Genomic DNA, 20,120 nt, shown 5'->3' with positions numbered 1-20,120 from the left:
CGTGCGTCTGAGCCTGGGGCAGTCGGCAGTCGGCAGTCGGTGTGGCCGGTGGTCGGCAGCCGGTGTCAGTGCGGCACCGGCACGAGGCGACCGGGCCCGCCTGCGGGTTCGGCGCGCAGGGTGTCGCGCAGTTCCTTGTCCCGCTCGGTCAGCAGCGGCGGGCCGTGCAGCGGCGGGGGCGCCCATTCGACGGGCCGGGCGGGGGACATCGGCGGCTGGTACTGCCGGGGGGCCGTGACCAGGGTGAAGGACGTCGCCGCCGCGATGAGGGCGGTCGTCGTGACGACGGCCCGTGTCCACGTCCGGGCGCGGCGCTCGCAGCCGCGACGCACGGTGGACGGCGGCCTCAGGGACGCGGCCGCCGCCCCGTCGCCCGCCGACGAGCGAAGCCGCGACCGCAGCACGCCGGGGTCCCCGAGTTCGGGGAGCAGTTCGGCCACGGCGGCGCGGGCGTGCACCAGCCGGTTCGCGGCGGCCGGGGTGCTGGCCTCCGTCTCGGCCGCGGTCTCCGGCAGGCCGAGCCCCAGACCGTCGTGGAGCAGCAGCGTGCGGCGGTATGCCGTCGGGAGTTCCTGCAGCGCCGCGAGCAGGGTGCGCAGGGGCTCCGCCTCGGGGAGCTCGTCCGGGTACCGGTGTGCGGGAAGCAGCCGGTGCCACGGGGACACGGCGTGCTCGTACGCGACCGCCCGCACCCAGCCGGCCGGGTCCCGGTCCACGGCGACCTCCGGCCAGCGTTGCCAGGCGAGTTGGAACGCCCGCTCGACCGATTCGTGGGACAGCCTCCGGCGGCCGGTGAGCAGGTAGGTCTGGCGTACGAGACCGGGGGCGGCCGCCTCGTACAGCGCGTCGAACGCCTCCGGAGCACCGAACGTCTCCTGTGCACCGGACGCTTCCTCCACCTCAGGAACTTCCTCAGCGCGGGGCGTCCCCTTAGTGCTGGGGGCTTCCTCCGCGCCGGGCGAAGGGCCGGTCTCGGGGGAGGGTGTGCGGTTCGCCGAGCCCGGCCCTTCGGCGCGGGTCGGGTTCTGCGGTTCACCGGCGGCCGCCCCGGCCTCCTCGGCCTCCTCGGCCGCCCCGGCCTCCCCGGCGGGCGCGGTGAACGAGGCCAGCAGCTTGGCGTAGGCCTCGCGTTTGCGTCCCCTCGGATCGTTGCGCCCGGTCTCCCAGGACCGGACCGTCGCCCGCGTGACGCCGATGGACCGGGCCACATCGGCTTCGGAGAGCGAGCGGGCCTCCCGGAGGCGGCGTCGTTCCTTCGGGGGCGGCAGGGGAGACCGGGTGGCGCTCGCGGTCATGTGGCGCCCCCTGCGGCTGTGCACTGGTCGAAAAAGCACATAAACGTATCTTGAGCGACACATCGGCCATTCTCCCGTTACACGGATAAAGCGCGTGTCGTTGGCAGCATGGCCGCGTGACCCAAGTGACCGAACAGAGCTCCTCGATGCCGCAAGCCCCGGTCCCCGTGCAGGGCGGCACGTCGGTCGCGCTGGTCGCGTCGTTCGTGCGCGGCGCGACGGCGGCCGGACTCGGGCTCGGCCTGATCGCCGTGCTCGTGACCCTCATGTGGATCAGCTCGCCCTTCCCGGACAGCTCCCCGGCCGACGCCCTGCACGTGGCGGCCGCGCTGTGGCTGCTCGGGCACGGGACGGAGCTCGTACGGGCCGACACGCTCTCCGGAGCTCCCGCGCCGATGGGGGTCGTGCCGCTGCTCCTCGTCGCCCTGCCGCTCTGGCTGGCCCACCGGGCGGCACGCGACGCCCTGGAACCCGTACCGGGCCGTCCTCGACCGTCCGCCTGGGGAGCCCCGACGATGGTGGCCAGCGGGTACGTGATGGTGGGAGCGCCGGTCGTGCTCTACGTCGCAGGCGGCTCGTTCGCCGCCGACCCGCTGAGCGCGCTGGTCCATCTGCCGCTGGTGACGCTCCTCGCGGCGGCCTCCGGGGCCTGGACCGCCGGCGGTCGACCGCTGGGCCCGCTGCCGGAGTGGGTGCCGCGGCGCCTGCGGGTGGCCCTCGCCCGCACCCGGGTCGCCGCTGCGCTGCGGTCCTCCGCGGCGGGCGCGCTGGCGCTGGTCGGTGGTGGTGCCGTCCTGGTCGTGACGGCGTTGATCTGGCAGGGGCGGGCGGCCCAGGAGTCGCTCCTGGGCCTGTCGGGGGAGTGGCCCGGCCCGGTCGCACTGGTACTGCTGGCCCTGGCGCTGCTGCCGAACGCGGCGGTCTGGGGAGCGGCCTACGGACTCGGACCCGGGTTCGCCCTGGGCACGGGTGCGACGGCCACACCGCTCGCCCTCACCGGCACGCCCGCGCTGCCCGACTTCCCGCTGCTCACGGCGGTGCCCGGGCAGGGGCCGGGCACGCCGCTGCACTGGGCGGCGGCCGCGGTGCCGGTGGCCGCCGCCGTGGTGGTCGCCTGGTTGACGGTGGGAGTGGCAGCCCCCAAGTACGGGGAACGCGAGACGGCGTGGGGGGCCGGTGAGACCGCGCTGACGGTTCTGCTCGCCGCGCTCGGCTGTGCGGGGCTGGTCGCGTTGCTGGCCACCGCGTCGGGCGGCCCGCTCGGGACGGGCCGCCTCGCCGAGTTCGGGCCGGTCTGGTGGTCCACCGGGGCCGCGGCGCTGGTCTGGACGGCCGGCCTGGGGATCCCGCTGGCGCTGACCCTGCGGGCATGGCGGCTGCGGACGCCGGGCCGGTGGCGGGGGCTGTTGCGCCGTGACCACGGCGAGACCGTGGACGGGTCTGCGGGCATGGCGGCGGGCGGGGCGGCGGAGCGGTCGGCGGCCGTGGTGTCCGGGACCGCGGTCGAGCAGGCGCCGTCGGACGCCGGTCTCCCCGCGGGCCTCGGCCCCGGCCCCGAAGCCGGTCCCGCCGCCGGTGGGGACGCGGCTCTCGGTGCGGATCTCGGCCTCGAGGACGAGTCGGAGGCGTACGACTTCCTGCCCATGGACACATGGGCGGAACGCGGGCCCCGCAAGGACCGCTGGGCCGCGTTGAGGGAGTCCTCGGGCGGGCTGATGCCGGACTTCCCGCCGGGCCGGCTGCCGGAGCCGGAGCCGGAGCCGGATTCGGAGTCGGGCTCCGTCACGGAGCCGCAGCCCGAGCCGTCACCGGCACCGGAGCCGCAGCCCGAGTCGTCGGCACCCGAGTCGTCGGCACCCAAGCCGTCGGCACCCGAGCCGGGCGGGCACTCAGAGGGCCACCAGGGCCGCCCGCCCGCAGAGGACACCGCCCCGTGACACGGGCGCGCGGCGCCCGTGCCGGCTACTCCTTGACGCCGAGCACGCCCCGCAGCGGCTCGGGGAGCTCTTCGTTGCAGGCGAGCTGGCCCGACTTGGTCAGCGCGTCGTTCACGCAGGTGTAGTAGTCGCGGTAGACCAGCTGGGCCGTGAACGACGCGGCCACGATCATCAGCGCGATGCTCGCCATCACCAGGCCGCTCACCGCCGCCGTGATCTGCGGTCGGCTCGAGGAGGCTGCGGCGGACGCCGGCGCGTGCGCCGGAGGCGGTGGGGCGTTCGGCGGGGTGCCGCCCGTGGTCAGGGCATCCGCGGACACCCGGTGCTGAGGCTTGGCCCGCAGGGAGCTGATGCTCCAGTACAGCGCCAGCGCACCGAGCAGCAGAGCGATCTCGGGGAAGTCGAACAGCGCGAAGAAGAACGCCCACATTCCCGACAGCAGGGCGTACCGTGCCCGCCGCTGGGCCGGGTCGGTCGGGTCCCAGCGCAGACCGCCGGGACCACCGGGGCCGCCGCTTCCCTCTGGGCCGTTCTGACCGGGCCCGGGTCCGGGACGGCCGCCGAAGCCGCCGCCCGAGGAGCGGCCGGGCTGGCGGCTGCTCCACTGGCTGCCCCAGCCCGACCCGGAGCCCCGCTCCGGGCCGTCCTGGCCCGACTGGCCGTCCCCGTCGGACGAGTCGTTGTCCGACGACGGGCGGCGCGGCTGCCACGGCTGGTCCGGCCTGCCGTCAGGCGGCGGTGCGAAGGGGTTGTTGTCGTCCGTGGACTGGCGCTCCCGCGGCAACAGGAGGTCCGTACGGCGGCGTCGGTCCGGCATCTGGTGAACGTCTTCCCCTCGTCATGCCTGTGATCGGGCCCGTCTGCGCGCGGGCCCTGTCCCCAGACGCTACCTTCCGGCCACGCCCCCGTCCCGTGGGGGCCGTTCTGTGTGCCGGTATCGTTGCTGACGGTCGGCGCATTCGTAGAGTTCCCCGTATCGCGGGATGCCATTCGTTTGTACGACCGCACAAAGCCGCACCGTAACGCGAAAAGAGTCCCTCCGTGGCTGCCGCCCGCCTCGTCGTCCTGGTCTCCGGATCGGGGACGAACCTTCAGGCCCTGCTCGACGCGATCGCCGCCGATCCCGACGGGTTCGGGGCGGAAATCGTCGCCGTCGGCGCGGATCGCGGCGACATCGCCGGTCTGGAGCGCGCGGAGCGCGCCGGGCTGCCGACCTTCGTCCGCAGGGTGAAGGACTTCGCCGACCGCGCGGCGTGGGACGCGGCCCTGGCCGAGGCAACCGCGGCGTACGAGCCGGACCTCGTCGTCTCGGCCGGATTCATGAAGATCCTGGGGAAGGAATTCCTCGCACGGTTCGGGGGCCGCACCGTCAACACGCACCCCGCGCTGCTGCCCGCTTTCCCCGGTGCCCACGGAGTGCGGGACGCACTCGCGTACGGCGTGAAGGCCACCGGATGCACCGTCCACTTCGTCGACGACGGCGTCGACACCGGCCCGATCATCGCCCAGGGCGTGGTCGAGGTGCGGGACTCGGACGACGAAGACGCTCTCCATGAGCGCATCAAGGAAGTCGAGCGATCACTGCTCGTCGAGGTCGTGGGGCGTCTCGCCCGGCACGGCTACCGCATTGAGGGACGAAAGGTTCATGTCGGTGAATAACTCGGCCAATCCGGGTACCAAGCCCATCCGTCGCGCACTGATCAGCGTCTACGACAAGACGGGTCTTGAGGAGCTTGCCCGCGGGCTGCACGAGGCCGGCGTCGAGCTCGTGTCCACCGGCTCGACCGCCTCGAGGATCGCCGCCGCCGGGGTCCCCGTGACCAAGGTCGAGGAGCTGACCGGCTTCCCCGAGTGCCTGGACGGCCGGGTCAAGACCCTGCACCCCAGGGTCCACGCCGGCATCCTCGCCGACCTGCGGCTGGACGCGCACCGTGAGCAGCTGGCCGAGCTGGGCGTGGAGCCGTTCGACCTGGTCGTGGTGAACCTGTACCCGTTCAAGGAGACCGTCGCCTCCGGCGCGAGCCCCGACGAGTGCGTGGAGCAGATCGACATCGGAGGCCCGTCGATGGTCCGCGCCGCAGCCAAGAACCACCCGTCCGTGGCGGTCGTCACCGACCCGGGCGCGTACGCCGCGGTCCTGCGGGCGGTCAGGGAGGGCGGCTTCACGCTGGAGCTGCGCAAGCGGTTCGCGGCCAAGGCCTTCCAGCACACGGCCGCGTACGACGTGGCCGTCGCCTCCTGGTTCGCGTCCTCGTACGCGCCCGCCGACGAGAGCGACTTCCCCGACTTCCTGGGCGCCACCTGGGAGCGGGAGAACGTGCTGCGCTACGGCGAGAACCCGCACCAGGGCGCCGCGCTCTACGTCTCCGGCAGCGGCGGCCTCGCGCAGGCCGAGCAGCTGCACGGCAAGGAGATGTCCTACAACAACTACACGGACACCGACGCCGCACGCCGGGCCGCGTACGACCACTCCGAGCCGTGCGTGGCGATCATCAAGCACGCCAACCCGTGCGGCATCGCGATCGGCGCGGACGTCGCGGAGGCGCACCGCAAGGCGCACGCCTGCGACCCGCTGTCGGCGTTCGGCGGCGTCATCGCCGTCAACCGTCCGGTGTCGGTGGCGATGGCCGAGCAGGTCGCCGAGATCTTCACCGAGGTCATCGTCGCCCCCGGCTACGAGGACGGCGCGGTCGAGGTCCTGGCCAGGAAGAAGAACATCCGTGTGCTGCGGGCCGACGGCGCCCCGGCGAACCCGGTCGAGGTCAAGCCCATCGACGGCGGCGCGCTGCTCCAGGTCGCCGACCGTCTTCAGGCCGACGGCGACGACCCGGCCGAGTGGACGCTCGCGACGGGTGAGGCGCTGGACGCCGAGCAGCTCGCCGAGCTGGCCTTCGCCTGGAAGGCCTGCCGCGCGGTCAAGTCCAACGCCATCCTGCTCGCGAAGGACGGTGCCTCCGTCGGCGTCGGCATGGGCCAGGTCAACCGCGTCGACTCCGCGAAGCTGGCGGTCGAGCGGGCCGGCGAGGAGCGGGCCCAGGGCTCGTACGCTGCCTCCGACGCGTTCTTCCCGTTCCCCGACGGCCTGGAGATCCTGACCGCCGCGGGCGTCAAGGCCGTGGTCCAGCCCGGCGGTTCGGTCCGCGACGAGCTGGTCGTCGAGGCGGCGAAGAAGGCCGGCGTGACGATGTACTTCACCGGGACGCGGCACTTCTTCCACTGAGCCGTGCCGGTACGACGGCGGCCCGCCGGTCGAGGGACCGGCGGGCCGCGCGCGTTCGGATCAGGTCAGGAACCGGCTGCAGCTGCCGCTGCTCACCCACTTGTGGGAGCTGATGTTGTTGTTCGCCGACGAGCCGTCGCTGAAGGTGTTGTCCCCCAGGCTGTCGGCGTACTTCTCGCCGCGGGTCAGGCAGCCGTGACCACCGCCGTAACCGGAGTGCCGGTAGAACTTGACGGTGTCGTAGGTGTCCGCGACGCCGGTGTTCATGATCGACGTGGCGTCGTCGTTGTCGCCGCCCTGGAAGGGGCCCGATCCGTCGCTCCAGTTGGAGTCGTTGCCCTGGCTGTAGCCGAGCCGTGTGTCGCAGTAGGTGTAGTCCCAGGCCCACATGTTCCCGTCGCCCGCGTGGCTGTTGTACCAGTCGGCACAGCCGGCCGCCTGCACACCTGCCTCCGCGGTCGCCGCCGCCTGGGCGGACGTGCCGGTCAGGATGCTTCCGAGTGCGGCCAGCCCGAGGGCCGCCGCTGCGATGCGTGTCTTCGCCATTGCTGTTTCTCCTCGTGTTCGTCCGCCTCCGTGGACACGGAGACGTGGTGGCTCCACGGCCTGTGCCGGGAGGTCAGGGTCGTGAACCGGTGATCTGCTCGGCGCGTGCCAGCGCGGCACGTTCCATCCGGTCGCGGGTGTCGAGCTCCTCGCCGTACCGGTCACGGAGTCCGTCGCGGTACTCGTTCTCCAGCGCGCGGGCGGCCACCGCGAAGCCGGTGTCGCGGGCACACGTCGCCTCGTCGACCGCGAGACGCACCTCGACCGCGAACGCCTGTTTCTCGGCGAGCCCTTCGGTGAGACCGGGCACTGCCGCGCGGGCCGCCTGCGGGTCTGGGTAGGGCCGGTTCCTGTCGCGCATGCACCGCGACCACTTGGCGAGGGCGGCGACGAACCGCTTGTCGCGCAGGAGGTCCGGCACGTACAGGGGGGTGAGGTTGCCGGCGACCCTGCTGGCGCGGAACCAGTTCTCGCGGTCGCCGTAGAGCCGCTCCTCGGCCTTGGCCTCGCAGCCACCGACCGCCTTGCTGATCGTGCCTCCGCCGGGGATCTCGACGGACATCTCGGGCGTACCCGGAGGGCCGACGAGCGCCGCGAGGTACTGCCGGAGCCGCGCCTTCGACAGCTTCTCGCGGTGTCCGAGATTGGGATCCGACGTGCGGGCGGCAAGGGCACGCGACTCCAGCCGGCTGCCGTAGCCGTGCTCGGCGGCCCACTCAGGGGCGTCGAGCACGTAGCCCCCTCCACGGCTCTCCTCGGCACTCGGCACAGCCGCGACCCAGTACCGAAAGCCTTGCCGACGCATGCACTCCTGGACCACCAGCTGCTCGGCGTGGCGGATCCTGGCACGGTCGTGGTCGGAGATCTCGCCCTGCTGCCCCCCGGGAACCCCCGGTGCGGCAGCCGCCCTCGGTGCGCCGGTGTCCGGACCGCACCCGGTCACGGCCATCGACAACGCCGCGGCGACCGTGCACACGGCGAGCAACCTGCGCTTCATGTCATTCCCCCCGGTGCGCCGCCATCTTCGGCGGCGCAACAACACCTTCCCGCCCGGGGTGGTTCAGGGGTACCTCGTACTTCCTAGGTGTGCCGACGGGGCGGCGGGGTCCAGCAGTCGACTGCCCAGGTGTGCGATTTGATGACGACCTCCGAGGCGAGGTTCCGGCGTTCGCGGTTGGCGACGCAACCTGCCCGGTCGATCAGCTTCCGCTCCGTGTAGTAGATGACGTCCACGAACTCGGTGCCCATGGTGGCGTCGTGCCCGTTGTTGTAGACCGAGCGCGGAGCGCGGGCGGCCGCCCACGCACACGGCACGGCGCCTGCGGCCCAGTCGTGTCCGTCGCTCACCCAGCTGCACATCTCGCCATGGCCGTCCTCCTCGGAGAAGAAGCAGACGGCACCGCTCACGCAACGGTCATAGCCGTCCCGGGCCGCCGCTCCGCCCGGTCCGCCGTACGCGTCGAGCGCGAGGACGAGCCCCGCGATTCCGGCGGCCGCCGCGGCTGCCGCGACCGCCGTGACCGCACGGACCGGTACACGCCGCCGGCCGCGCCTCGAGCGGCGTGGGCGCACGGCACTGCCCGCCGCGGCCGCCTCGGCGCGCCGCAGCAGCGACGGCGCGTCGTGCACGGCACGCTCCTCGTGCGTACGGGCCAGGCAGTCCGTGACGATCTCCCGCCACGGTCCCTGGAGTTCGGGGGACGGTCGCAGTTCCTCGTCGCCGCGGGCGTAGCGCACCGCAGCGTCCCTGCGTGCGCCGGGAGTGCCGCCGGGCAGCGGGAACGAACCGGTCAGGACGAGATGCGCGAGCACTCCGAACGCCCAGATGTCCGCGGTCGGCCTGATCCGCATGCCGCGGTCACCGACCTCGGACCAGACGAGTTCCGGCGGTGTGTAGTCGGCGGTCGAGAAGGCGGGCGCGTACGCGTGCGTGCCCTCGAGTTCGGAGGCCAGGTTGAAGTCGCCCAGCCTGGCGGTGCCGTCCGCCATCAGCAGGACGTTGCCCGGCTTGAGGTCGCCGTGCACCCAGCCGGCGGCGTGCAGTTGCTGGAGGCCCTCGCAGACCTGGGCCAGCAGAGCGGGCCCGTTCTCCGGCGGTCCGGAACCGTCCAGCAGTGTGTCGAGCGAACCGCGCGCCTCCTCCAGTACGAGCACGGCCGCGCCGTCGAGCTGCGGATGCGCCGCGTCGTCCACCGTGAGCGCGTCGTACATCCGGATCAGGCGAGGGGAACGCAGCTTGCGAAGCAGGGCGACCTCGCGCTCCGCGAGCTCCTTGAGATGGCGCAGCTGCCGTGGTGTGTGCGTGCCGGTCGGCAGGAACTTCAGCGCGGCACGGGCCGGTTCGACGCCGGGCTCCTCGTGCCGGGCGGCGTACACGTTGCCGAACGCCCCCGCTCCGAGCTGCTCCTCGACGATCCAGGGGCCGATCCGGTAGCCGGGCGGCACGGAGGCTACGGCGTACTGCTGCCGCCCGCTCATCGGACCGTGCCGGCGACCGGGGCGCTCAGTGCTCCGAGGTCGTGCTCGCGCACGAGGTCGAAGCGCAGCGCGAGGGAGACGAGTGCCTCCTTCTTGCCGTTGAGCCGTGGGCCCGGTTCGCCGGAGTCGGGCCCCGGTTTGAGCCGCAGCTTCACCGCCAGATAGTCGATGTTCCACTGCACGGCGGCACGGTTCGCCGCAGGCCACAGCGGGCGCAGCCGTTCGACGACCTGCTCGACGGTGGGCAGGGGTGCGTACGGCGCGCCGCGCAGCCGTGGCTCGCACAACGCCGCCAGCACGGTGAAGTACCGCTTGGACCGGTCGAGGGGAAACGCGAGCGCGGTCGAACCCGCGCCGCCGCGCCCCGTCGACTCGCGCGGGTCCGCTCCGTCCGCCGGATCGGCGTAGTCGTGCCGCGGTGCCCATACGTCGAAGCTGATCAGTTCGGTCCCCGCCGGCAGCACGATCCGGGAGAACTCGAACGGCATGGGCGCGCACAGCCGCCCTGGCGCGATCTTGATGTGTTCGCCCGCTCCCTCGGGGTTCTCGACGGCATAGGTCGCCGTACGGCTGAGGTTGCTGAGCGACCAGTACGTGCCCACCGCGGAGATCTCGCCCGCGGTCCGCGAGACGCCGTCGTGCGGTATGACCAGCAGGGGCGCCGCCCCGGCTGATGTCCCCCGGCCGAAGCGGAGGTGCTCTCCCGGCGCCAGTCGGAGCTTTTCGCACGGGGCCATGCCCGGCCCCGGCACCACGATGATGGTGTACATGGACTGTTCCCTTCCCCCAAGGTGCCGCCGTGAGGGTAGGGAACTCCGATAAACGTTTGTTTGACGCAACTGACCGGTGCGGCGCGGAACCGCGCGGCGCCGCACCGTCCGGCTGTCAGGCCGTCAGCATTCGCCGCGCCAGTGGAAGCGGTCGATCGTACGGCCGCCTACGGGGAAGTTCCCGCGCCCCTCGTCCCAGCCGTAGTGGAGGCACTGGCTGCCGCCCTCCTTGAAGTACACCTGCACATGGTCGTAACCGGGTTGCGGGTTGCCGTTGTTGTAGTACGACTTACGGAGGCCGCAGTCGCTCGCGGGCTCGTCGCCGGCCGACCTGCAGACCGAGCCGGTGCCGTCGGCGCCCGAGTAGAAGCAGACGTAGCCCGCCGGGCAGTTCTGCCAGGCCGGTGTGTCCGAGCAGTTCCGGCTGGTCACGCTCGGCCACTCCTTGCCGGTGCCCGTGTACTCGACGCCGTCGAAGTGCACCGGCACGCGGTGGCGTTCGTCGGTGAAGTCTCCCGAGGCCAGATAGCGCTGCTCGTAGTGCAGGTGTGCCCAGCCGGAGGCGCCGGTCGTGCCGATGCGTCCGATCTGCGTGGACGGCTGCACCGCCTGGCCCTTGCGGACGTAGGTGCTCGGCGCGTCCTTGAGGTGGTAGTACGCCGTGAACCAGCCGTTGCCGTGGCTGACCTGGATGGTGTTGCCCGAGCCGTTGTCCCAGTAGGTGGCGGACACAGTGCCCGCGGCGGAGGCGAGGACCGGTTTGCCGTCCGAGCCCGTGTTGTTCTCGACGACGATGTCCAGGGCGGGGTTGTGACCGGAGTCGTATGTGTTCAGCTGCCAGGTCGTGCCGCACGGGAACGGCATCTGGAACAGCGGCTTGGCGGCGGCCGCCGTGTCGACGGCTCGGTCCGCCTCCTGGCCGGCCGCGGCGGACGCCGTCGCGCCGAGAAGCCCGAGAGCCGCGAGCCCTGCGACCAGGGCGGCCCGCAGCCGGCCCGGTCGGCCGGTGCGTGTCCGTTTGCGCGAGTACTGCAGCATGATCCCCCCTGCGGACGACGGGGCGCCGCCTCCCTGGACGGCACCGGCACACATGCTGGACGCGTGGGGTCGGCCCGGCCACCTCGTATGTGCGAGGGCGGCGGCGCGCCCGCCGCCGTCACCGTGCCGGAGCGGCGCCCGGGAACGGCCGAAGGCCGTGCTCCCGCCGGGGCGGGAACACGGCCTTCGAAGCGGCAGCGCAGCGGGACTTACGCGCGCTGACGGTTGAACCAGGCGCCACCGTCGGACTTGCCGACGAACACGGCGATGAGGATCGCGAGAACGGTGTGCACCAGGCCCACCAGGACGAACGGGTAGATACCGAGCACCGCGGTGATGATGCCGAACACCATGGCGGCGACGCGGATGCCGTTGCCGCCGCTGCCGAACTTGGCACCGAGGACGATGGCGAACACACCCCATCCGAGGATGAGCAGCGTGATGAACCACACCGCGCCGACGGACATGTCGGCGATCTGCTGGAACTGCAGGTCGTCCTTGAGCGCCGGGTCGTCCTTCGCCTCGCTGAGGCCGATGGCTCCCAGTGCGGCGAAGATCGCGCCGATCACCTGGAAGCCGGCGATGATGAACAGCATCACGCGCGCCGCCTTGACACCGCCCGGCATCTCCTGCGGGCCGGTCGGGTAACCGCCGCCGTACGGCTGCACCGGCGGGGCCTGGGGGTAGCCGTAGCCGGGCTGCTGGCCCTGCTGCTGACCGTAGCCGGGCTGCTGGCCCTGCTGGCCGTAGGGATTGTTCGGGTCGCCGAAGCTCATGGCGGGTTCCTCCGTGTGTAATGCGGGGACAACGCGGTCCGAGCGGAGGAACTGCACGACTTTTACTGATTTGCCCCCCGGCACTGCCCGCGGCACTGCGCGGCTCATCGTCGTCTGCAAGCCGACTTTTTGTCCAGCCGGTATCCGTATGTGTTGTGCAAGTGCAACCTGTTGGCCATCCGCCCGTCGAGACGCGCACGGGGCGGATTGGAACCGGGGCGGGTGAATCCGCGAGGATGGGGGTATGACTGCCCAGATTCTCGATGGCAAGGCCACCGCAGCCGCGATCAAGTCCGACCTGACCGCCCGCGTGGCGGCCCTCAAGGAGCAGGGCGTCACGCCCGGCCTCGGGACCCTGCTCGTCGGGGACGACCCGGGAAGCCGCTGGTACGTGGGCGGCAAGCACCGTGACTGCGCGCAGGTCGGCATCGCCTCGATCCAGCGCGAACTGCCCGAGACCGCAACGCAGGAAGAGATCGAGGCGGTCGTACGGGAGCTCAACGAGAACCCCGAGTGCACCGGCTACATCGTCCAACTGCCGCTTCCCAAGGGCATCGACGCAAACAGGGTCCTCGAACTGATGGATCCGGCCAAGGACGCGGACGGACTGCACCCGGTGAGTCTCGGCCGGCTGGTGCTGGGCATCGAGGGGCCGCTGCCGTGCACCCCCTACGGCATCGTCCAGCTGCTGCGCCACCACGGGGTGGAGATCAAGGGCGCGAACGTCGTGGTCGTCGGGCGCGGCATCACCATCGGGCGGCCGATGCCGCTGGTGCTGACGCGCAGGTCCGAGAACGCGACGGTGACGCAGTGCCACACCGGTACGCGTGACCTCTCCGCCCACCTGCGCCAGGCCGACATCATCGTCGCGGCGGCCGGTGTCCCGCACCTGATCCGGCCCGAGGACGTCAAGCCGGGCGCGGCCGTGCTCGATGTCGGCGTCAGCCGTGACGAGAACGGCAAGATCGTCGGTGACGTCCACCCGGGCGTCGCGGAGGTGGCCGGCTGGGTCGCCCCGAACCCCGGCGGTGTCGGTCCGATGACGCGGGCGCAGCTGCTGGTGAACGTGGTCGAGGCGGCCGAGCGCGCGGCGTCCGCCGAGCCCGCGGTCTGACGGGTGGCTGACCCCATGGACGTACGCGCGGACAGCAACGCCGCCTCCGGCTCCCGCGACACGGGCCGGCCGACGGGCGACGAGCCGGACGCCGCCGGCGCGGACTCCGGGGCCGACACCAGCGGGGCGAGCCGCGCCGGGGACGAGGCGCGGGCCGACGAGACGCGCACAGACGAGGCGCAAACAGGCGAGGCGGCCCGTACCGCTTCCGCTTCCGCTTCCGCTTCCGTTTCCGACGACGGTTCCGCTTCCGAAGGCGATTCGGGTTCCGGCGACGAGGGCGCTTCCGGTGACGGTGACGGTGACGGTGCCGGGGTCACGGAGGCGGCCGGGTCGGGGAGCGGGGCAGAGGAGGGCGAGGGCACGGGCGACGGCGCGGGTGGCTCACCGGCCGGTTCCCGGCGTCCGCCCGCCGTCACCCGTGACACCGCGCGGCCCGAGGGCGGCGGCCGCGCCGCATCCGGGGACGCGCCCGCACCGGCCCGGCAGTGGCCACTGCTGAGCGTGCTCTCGCTCACGGGCATCGGCCTGCTGATCGTCGGCACCAACACCTTCGCCGACGCCTTCCGTGTCGGCGCGATCCTGGTCGGCGCCGCTCTGCTCCTCGGTGCCGTGCTGCGCCGTGTCACGCCGTCCGTCGGCATGCTCGCGGTCCGCTCCCGTTTCACGGACATGATCACGTACGGCGTTCTCGGCTCGGTGATCGTGCTGCTCGCCCTCATGGCTCAGCCGGAGCCCTGGTTGGACGTTCCGTTCCTGGAGGACGCGGTTCACTTCACCGTGCGATAGCGGGCCGAGTGGGTCTGCGCGGGACGGGTCGGGGGAGCGCGGCGACGGCCGGGCTTCCCCTGCCGGGAGTGTTGGGTGCAAGCTGGAATCGAGACCGCCTCGCGTCCCGGGAGCGGGCTCCGAACACGCGGTCTCGCTGCTTCGAGTGGGCTTCCCCGGCTCGGCAGGAGGTAAGCGAGATGACTGAGCAGGTCACCACCGGTACACGTTGGCGTCTGGCCGGTGATTGGTTCGATGTGTGCAAGTGCGCCATACCCTGCCCCTGCACGTTCGCGCAGGCCCCGACGTACGGCGACTGCGAAGGCGTGCTGGCCTGGCACATCCGGGAAGGCACCTTCGGTGAGGTGCGTCTCGACGATCTCAACGTCCTGATGGTCGCATCCTTCACGGGCAACCCCTGGGCCGGCACCCACACCGACCCGTACGCCGCGGTCTTCTTCGACGAACGGGCCGACGAGCAGCAGCGCGGAGCCCTCGGGGCCATCTTCGGTGGTGAGGCGGGCGGATGGCCGGCGCAGTTCGGGGAGATGTTCCACCCCGAGATGCGCGGCATGGAGTTCGCCCCCGTCCATGTGGAGGTCGACGAGGACCTCGCCACCTGGCGGGCCGAGATTCCCGGCCGGGTCACGGCTGTCGCCGAGGCACTCACCGGCCCGACGACTCCGGACGGCGCACGCGTCCAGGTCCACAACGCTCCGGGTGCCGAGGTCGGTCCCGGTCAAGTGGCCACATGGGGACGGGCCACCACCGACCGTGCCGACGCCTTCGGCTTCTCCTGGGAACGCTCGGGGAAGTCGAGCAAGCACTTCCCATTCGACTGGAGCGGTCCTGACTGACGAATCGGGCGGCCCGGCGGGAGAGTCCTCGGTGCCGGAGAAATCCGGCCGGGACGCGACGCCGGGCCCCTGCCGCTCCTCAAGGTCAGGCGCGATCTTCGGAACCAGGGGTGTCACATGCCGTCCATCGACGGCATCGCCCCCCGCAGCCCCGGCAGCAGCCAGTCCAGGAACGGTGCGAGCACGGCCAGCACGAGAAACGCGACGCCCACGACCCTGGTGAGCAGCGGGCCACGGGACCACAGCTTCTCCACGAAGATCACCACGGCCAGTACGGCCATCGCCGCCACGTTCATGACTCCGAGCGGGATGAGCACGACCATCAGTCCCGCACAGCAGCCGACGCAGTAGGCGCCGTGATGGACGCCCACGCGCAGGTCGCGGGCCGGTTGTCGGAACCCGGCGTACTGCACCAGCTGGCTCATCGGGTCGCGGCAGTGCCGCAGACAGACGTATTTCAGCGGGCCGAGCTGATACAGGCCCGCGAGCAGGAAGGCCGCCGCGCCGATCCAGCGTCCCGCGGCCGGACGGTCGTTCACCATGTCGCCGGTGAGGGCCAGGGCCGTGTAGGCGAGCAGTCCGAACGCGGTCCATACCAGCAGATACCCGACCACGAACTCGACGGTGCGCATGGTCCGCGCCCAGCCGGAGGACTGCCGCCCGATCCCCCGCACCCACGTGATCGCCACCGGCGCCATGGACGGCAGCATCATGGCCGCCATCATCGTCACCCAGAGCAGCAGGAACAGTGGCAGCGCCATCCCCATGGTCCCGGGCTCGACCCCCATGCCCCGGGCCTGCCCGATCGTCAGTGCCCAGGCAGGCACCGCGATCAGTACGACCAGGAACCATGCGGCTGCGAGGTCTCGCGCCGGCAGCAGGCCTCCGCCCGCTCCGGTCGGCGCGGGCGACCGGGCGGATGCGAAGGCGGAAATCCGTCTGGGACGCATCGGCTTGTACTCCTGCGGGGGTGATTCCAGGACAGCACGCATGCGTAAGTGGCGCTACCGCGCACGGCTCCGCGGACCAGGCGGCGCTGTGATCGGCCGGCTCCGGCGGGGCCCGTGATGCGAGGACGGCGCCCGTCCTCTCCCCCGAGGGAGGACGGGCGCCGTCGTGATTCCAGGGTCATGCACGCGCCAAGGGCCTTCAAGGGACGGCTGTGGCCTGTGGCACGGAAGTGACCATTCCGCCACGGTGTGATCGTCGTGCTACGGATGCGAGACCGGCCCCGGATCCGTCGCCCAGCGGTTGCACGGGGGGTATACAAAGCACATTCGGGGGACAAGGGGGAATTGCCGATGCCTCGTTGGAAGGAATTGCCCGAGGAACTGGACCCGGAGGTCCGCGAGTTCACAAGCCAGTTGCGCGGGCTCGTCGACCGCAGCGGACTGAGCATCGCGGCCGTCTCGGACCGCACCGGGTACAGCAAGACGTCCTGGGAGCGGTATCTCAACGGCAGGCTTCTCGCGCCCAAGGGCGCAGCCGTCGCTCTCGCCGAGGTGACCGGCACGCACACCGGCCATGTGACCACCATGTGGGAGCTCGCGGAGCGTGCCTGGGGCCGTGCCGAGATGCGCCACGACATGACGATGGAAGCAATACGGATAGCCCAGGCCCGTGAGGCACTCGGCGGCAGCGGGGACGCCGCCCCGGACGGATTCGACGGACAGAGCTCGACCGGCTCCGGCTCCGGCTCCGGCTCCGGCTCCGATTCCGATTCCGGCTCCGACTCCGGCTCGGGTTCGCGTTCCGGTTCCGGCTCGGCCTCGGCGGGTGGTCCCACCGCGGCCCCCGGCTCCGCGGGCGCCGGGTACGGCGACCGGCCCGCCGCCGGTGGCGGGCCCGCGCCCTCGGGCAATTCATGGGCGCACGTGAAGGAGTCGCCGTACTGCCCCGCCACGTACGCCGCCGCCCCCGGCCCCGCCCCCGCCCCCGGCCCCGCCCCCGCCCCCGTGCCGGGCTCGCGCCCGCAGTACCAGGGCGGCGGACCGCCAGGACCGCCCGGACCGGCGTCGCAAGGCGCCCAGGGAGCGCCGGCCGCCCGCCCGGGCGGATGCCGCGGCAGGACGCCGTTCGTCGTCGCGGCTGTCGTGAGCGTGCTGATCGTCGCCGCCGGCGGATGGTTCATGGTCAACGGTGAGAGCGGTGACGGACGCCGGGACCGCGTCACGCCGTCGCCTTCCGCGACGGCCGCCACCAGCCGCCCTCCGCTCCCGGCCGGCGTGAAGTGCAACGGCGCCGACTGCGCGGGCCAGGACCCGGAGCTCATGGGGTGCGGCGGCGAGTACGCCGAGACCGTTTCCACGACGGCCGTGGGCCAGGCGGTGATCGAGGTCCGCCACAGCGAGGTGTGCGGTGCAGGCTGGGCCCGTATCACCCGGGCACTGCCCGGTGACGAGGTCCGGATCGTCGTCGGCGGCAAGGCCCGTGAAGCGGCCCTCGTCGACGACGACGACGCGTACACGCCGATGGCGGCGGCGTCCGACCCGGCCGAAACGAAGGCCTGCGCCACGCTCAAGACGGGCACGGAGGGCTGCACTTCCGCACGGTGACACACCCCTGTGGCGCGGCGTGGTGAGCCGCGCCACAAGGGGCAGGGGATTGACCCGCGTCCGGGTCGGATAGCCTGACCGCTGGAAATCTCTTCACGTCAAGATTCAGCCCGGGCGTGGACGAGAGGTCCCGCACGAGGGGCACCGTTGCCCACCGCCAGCTGTCTTACGGAGATCGCCATGACCCGCACTCCCGTCAACGTCACCGTGACCGGCGCGGCCGGCCAGATCGGCTACGCGCTGCTCTTCCGCATCGCCTCCGGCCACCTGCTCGGCGCGGATGTGCCGGTCAAGCTGCGCCTTCTCGAGATCCCGCAGGGCCTCAAGGCCGCCGAGGGCACCGCCATGGAGCTGGACGACTGCGCCTTCCCGCTGCTCAAGGGCATCGAGATCACCGACGACCCGAACGTCGGCTTCGACGGCGCCAACGTCGCTCTCCTCGTCGGCGCCCGCCCCCGCACCAAGGGCATGGAGCGCGGCGACCTGCTGTCCGCCAACGGCGGCATCTTCAAGCCGCAGGGCAAGGCCATCAACGACAACGCCGCGGACGACATCCGTGTCCTCGTCGTCGGCAACCCGGCCAACACCAACGCCCTGATCGCCCAGGCCGCGGCCCCGGACGTACCGGCCGAGCGCTTCACGGCCATGACCCGCCTGGACCACAACCGCGCGATCTCGCAGCTGGCCGCCAAGACCGGCGCCGCCGTCTCCGACATCAAGCGCCTCACCATCTGGGGCAACCACTCCGCGACCCAGTACCCGGACATCTTCCACGCGGAGATCGCCGGCAAGAACGCCGCCGAGACGGTCAACGACGAGGCGTGGCTGGCCGACACCTTCATCCCGACCGTCGCCAAGCGCGGCGCGGCGATCATCGAGGCCCGTGGCGCGTCCTCCGCCGCCTCCGCGGCCAACGCCGCGATCGACCACGTCCACACCTGGGTCAACGGCACCGCCGAGGGCGACTGGACCTCCATGGGCATCCCGTCGGACGGCTCCTACGGCGTCCCGGAGGGCCTGATCTCCTCGTTCCCCGTCACCTGCAAGGACGGCAAGTACGAGATCGTCCAGGGCCTGGACATCAACGAGTTCTCGCGCACGCGCATCGACGCGTCCGTGCAGGAGCTCGCCGAGGAGCGCGCCGCGGTGCGCGAGCTCGGCCTCATCTGAGTCGTTCCGTTCCGTACGCCCCGGCCGCTGTCTGCGGCCGGGGCGTACGGCGTTTCTGGGCGCCGGGCGCCGGGCGACGGGCCACGGCGGCGGCCGGAGACGGGTTCGACGCGTTCAGCGGGTCGGCGGGTCGGCGGGTCGGCGGGTCGGCGGAAAAATTGAACGTGTTCGGGAACTGAAGCGGGGCGTTTCCCAGTCTCGGGTCACATGCGCGTGATGATGATCCTCCCGGCTCTGACCGAAGCGACCAGTCCGCTCTTCCGCCCCATCAAGTACTCGCTGTTCCCGCCCCTCGGCCTCGCGACCCTCGCCGGGTACCTCGACGACACGGACGAGGTGACGCTCTACGACGAGCACGTCGAACGCATCGACATCGAGTCCCTGCCCAGCCCCGACCTGCTCGTCCTGCAGCCGTACATCACCTCCGCCCGGCGCAGCTACGAGATAGCCGACCACTTCCGGGCGCGCGGCGTGCACGTGGCGATGGGCGGGCTGCACGTCACCTCACTGCCCGACGAGGCCGCGCAGCACGCCGACACGATCTTCACCGGGCCGGGGGAGGAGCAGTGGCCCCTGTTCCTGAAGGACTTCCGGGACGGGGCGGCCGCCCGCCGCTACGACTCCACCGCGCGGCGCACCCTCGTCGGCGTGCCTCCGGTCCGCCGGGACCTGATCAAACGGCACCTCTATCTCGTCCCCAACTCGATCGTCGTCTCGCGCGGTTGCCCGCACCACTGCGACTTCTGCTACAAGGACGCGTTCTTCGAGGGCGGCAAGTCCTTCTACACGCAGACCGTCGACGACGCGCTCTCCGAGATCGACCGGCTGCCGGGCAGGCACCTGTACTTCCTCGACGACCATCTGCTGGGCAACCGCCGTTTCGCGGAGTCCCTGTTCGACGGCATGAAGGGGATGGGGCGGCTCTGGCAGGCCGCCGGAACGGTCAACTCGGTGCTGCAGCCGAACCTGCTGGAGCGTGCCGTGGACGCGGGGCTGCGCAGTCTCTTCGTCGGCTTCGAGACGGTCAACGACGCGAACCTCGCCGAGCGCCGAAAGAACCAGAACATCGGCAAGGACTACGACGCGGCGGTCCGCCGCCTCCACGACGCGGGCGTGATGGTCAACGCCAGTTTCGTCTTCGGCCTCGACCAGGACGGTCCCGACGTCTTCGACCGCACCGTGGAATGGGCCGTCGAGCAGGGCATCGAGACGGCGACGTTCCACATCATGACGCCGTATCCGTCCACCGGACTGTGGAAGCAGATGGAGGCCGAGGACCGGATCGTGCACCGCGACTGGGACCTGTACGACACCCGCCATGTCGTCCACCGCCCCAAGGGCATGACGGCGGAGCAACTGGAGGCGGGTTACTGGCGCGCGTACCGCGACTTCTACCGCTGGTCCAACATCTGGCGCGGCGCCGCCGCCCAGCCCGGCACGCACGAACGCCTGCGGCACCTCGCCTACGCGGGCGGCTGGAAGAAGTTCGAGCCCGCCTGGGACGCGCTGATCCGCTCCAGGCGCACGGTCCGGGCGATGCCGATGCTGGAGCGCACGCTGGCCGCCTTCGGAGGGCGCCGGGCCGGGTGAACGGTC

Annotated in this window: 18 protein-coding genes; 9 read left to right on the top strand and 9 right to left on the bottom strand. The window is 71.9% G+C overall.

From position 1 onward, the window contains the following. Positions 1 to 65 precede the first annotated feature (65 nt). Positions 66 to 1,295, bottom strand: a complete 1,230-nt coding sequence (locus ACFYV1_RS13595) for a sigma factor-like helix-turn-helix DNA-binding protein (RefSeq protein ID WP_389395635.1) — start codon at positions 1,293 to 1,295, stop codon at positions 66 to 68. A gap of 116 nt (positions 1,296 to 1,411) precedes the next feature. Here ACFYV1_RS13595 and ACFYV1_RS13590 point away from each other — a divergent pair, with 116 nt between their 5' ends. After that, entirely contained in the window at positions 1,412 to 3,232 is a 1,821-nt protein-coding gene (locus ACFYV1_RS13590) for a DUF6350 family protein (RefSeq protein ID WP_389395634.1), read from the top strand. A 25-nt stretch (positions 3,233 to 3,257) separates the two neighbouring features. On the opposite strand, the gene ACFYV1_RS13585 is transcribed toward ACFYV1_RS13590, so the two are convergent. Beyond that, positions 3,258 to 4,049, bottom strand: a complete 792-nt coding sequence (locus tag ACFYV1_RS13585; protein ID WP_389395633.1) for a hypothetical protein — start codon at positions 4,047 to 4,049, stop codon at positions 3,258 to 3,260. Positions 4,050 to 4,273: 224 nt separating this feature from the next. On the opposite strand from ACFYV1_RS13585, the gene purN reads away from it, so the two are divergent. Together purN and purH are read left to right on the top strand one after the other, a co-directional pair. Beyond that, entirely contained in the window at positions 4,274 to 4,891 is a 618-nt protein-coding gene (gene purN, locus ACFYV1_RS13580; RefSeq protein ID WP_389395632.1) for a phosphoribosylglycinamide formyltransferase, read from the top strand. Continuing rightward, positions 4,878 to 6,452, top strand: coding sequence for a bifunctional phosphoribosylaminoimidazolecarboxamide formyltransferase/IMP cyclohydrolase (gene purH, locus ACFYV1_RS13575; protein ID WP_389395631.1), 1,575 nt, complete (start codon positions 4,878 to 4,880; stop codon positions 6,450 to 6,452). The genes purN and purH overlap by 14 nt, the downstream gene beginning before the upstream one ends. A gap of 60 nt (positions 6,453 to 6,512) precedes the next feature. On the opposite strand, the gene ACFYV1_RS13570 is transcribed toward purH, so the two are convergent. The 6 genes from ACFYV1_RS13570 to ACFYV1_RS13545 form a co-directional block, all read right to left on the bottom strand. Continuing rightward, complete coding sequence (locus ACFYV1_RS13570; RefSeq protein WP_389395630.1) at positions 6,513 to 6,998, bottom strand: hypothetical protein; 486 nt, start codon at positions 6,996 to 6,998, stop codon at positions 6,513 to 6,515. Positions 6,999 to 7,071: 73 nt separating this feature from the next. Continuing rightward, positions 7,072 to 7,995, bottom strand: a complete 924-nt coding sequence (locus ACFYV1_RS13565) for a hypothetical protein (protein ID WP_389395629.1) — start codon at positions 7,993 to 7,995, stop codon at positions 7,072 to 7,074. Positions 7,996 to 8,078: 83 nt separating this feature from the next. Then, positions 8,079 to 9,476, bottom strand: coding sequence for a serine/threonine-protein kinase (locus tag ACFYV1_RS13560; RefSeq protein ID WP_389395628.1), 1,398 nt, complete (start codon positions 9,474 to 9,476; stop codon positions 8,079 to 8,081). Continuing rightward, on the bottom strand, positions 9,473 to 10,246 hold the full coding sequence (locus ACFYV1_RS13555) for an FHA domain-containing protein (RefSeq protein ID WP_389395627.1): 774 nt from the start codon (positions 10,244 to 10,246) through the stop codon (positions 9,473 to 9,475). Before ACFYV1_RS13555 ends, ACFYV1_RS13560 begins: the two co-directional genes overlap by 4 nt. A gap of 123 nt (positions 10,247 to 10,369) precedes the next feature. Next, positions 10,370 to 11,284 carry a peptidoglycan DD-metalloendopeptidase family protein gene (locus ACFYV1_RS13550; protein WP_389395626.1) on the bottom strand — a complete coding sequence of 305 codons (915 nt, stop codon included), beginning with the start codon at positions 11,282 to 11,284 and terminating at the stop codon, positions 10,370 to 10,372. A 209-nt stretch (positions 11,285 to 11,493) separates the two neighbouring features. Then, positions 11,494 to 12,060: a hypothetical protein gene (locus ACFYV1_RS13545; protein ID WP_389395625.1), complete on the bottom strand. Its 567-nt coding sequence runs from the start codon at positions 12,058 to 12,060 to the stop codon at positions 11,494 to 11,496. A 244-nt stretch (positions 12,061 to 12,304) separates the two neighbouring features. On the opposite strand from ACFYV1_RS13545, the gene ACFYV1_RS13540 reads away from it, so the two are divergent. The 3 genes from ACFYV1_RS13540 (at position 12,305) to ACFYV1_RS13530 (ending at position 14,799) form a co-directional block, all read left to right on the top strand. Continuing rightward, entirely contained in the window at positions 12,305 to 13,174 is an 870-nt protein-coding gene (locus tag ACFYV1_RS13540) for a bifunctional methylenetetrahydrofolate dehydrogenase/methenyltetrahydrofolate cyclohydrolase (protein ID WP_389395624.1), read from the top strand. 3 nt (positions 13,175 to 13,177) lie between these two features. After that, positions 13,178 to 13,963, top strand: a complete 786-nt coding sequence (locus ACFYV1_RS13535) for a DUF3017 domain-containing protein (protein ID WP_389395623.1) — start codon at positions 13,178 to 13,180, stop codon at positions 13,961 to 13,963. A gap of 179 nt (positions 13,964 to 14,142) precedes the next feature. Beyond that, positions 14,143 to 14,799 carry a DUF1326 domain-containing protein gene (locus tag ACFYV1_RS13530; protein WP_389395622.1) on the top strand — a complete coding sequence of 219 codons (657 nt, stop codon included), beginning with the start codon at positions 14,143 to 14,145 and terminating at the stop codon, positions 14,797 to 14,799. Positions 14,800 to 14,912: 113 nt separating this feature from the next. Here ACFYV1_RS13530 and ACFYV1_RS13525 read toward each other — a convergent pair whose 3' ends face one another. Then, positions 14,913 to 15,749, bottom strand: a complete 837-nt coding sequence (locus ACFYV1_RS13525; protein WP_389395621.1) for a DUF2182 domain-containing protein — start codon at positions 15,747 to 15,749, stop codon at positions 14,913 to 14,915. A 351-nt stretch (positions 15,750 to 16,100) separates the two neighbouring features. Between ACFYV1_RS13525 and ACFYV1_RS13520 the strand changes: the two genes are divergently transcribed. The 3 genes from ACFYV1_RS13520 to ACFYV1_RS13510 all read left to right on the top strand — a co-directional run bounded on the left by ACFYV1_RS13520 (position 16,101) and on the right by ACFYV1_RS13510 (position 20,114). Then, positions 16,101 to 17,354 (top strand): helix-turn-helix domain-containing protein, encoded by a 1,254-nt coding sequence (locus ACFYV1_RS13520; protein ID WP_389395620.1) that lies wholly within the window; start codon positions 16,101 to 16,103, stop codon positions 17,352 to 17,354. Between the two features lie 180 nt (positions 17,355 to 17,534). After that, positions 17,535 to 18,524 (top strand): malate dehydrogenase, encoded by a 990-nt coding sequence (locus ACFYV1_RS13515; RefSeq protein ID WP_389395619.1) that lies wholly within the window; start codon positions 17,535 to 17,537, stop codon positions 18,522 to 18,524. 207 nt (positions 18,525 to 18,731) lie between these two features. After that, positions 18,732 to 20,114: a B12-binding domain-containing radical SAM protein gene (locus tag ACFYV1_RS13510; protein ID WP_389395618.1), complete on the top strand. Its 1,383-nt coding sequence runs from the start codon at positions 18,732 to 18,734 to the stop codon at positions 20,112 to 20,114. Positions 20,115 to 20,120: the final 6 nt, after the last annotated feature.

Source organism: Streptomyces sp. NPDC003023, assembly GCF_042888225.1.
GTDB lineage: Bacteria > Actinomycetota > Actinomycetes > Streptomycetales > Streptomycetaceae > Streptomyces.
This window is presented reverse-complemented; position numbering and strand designations above follow the sequence as displayed.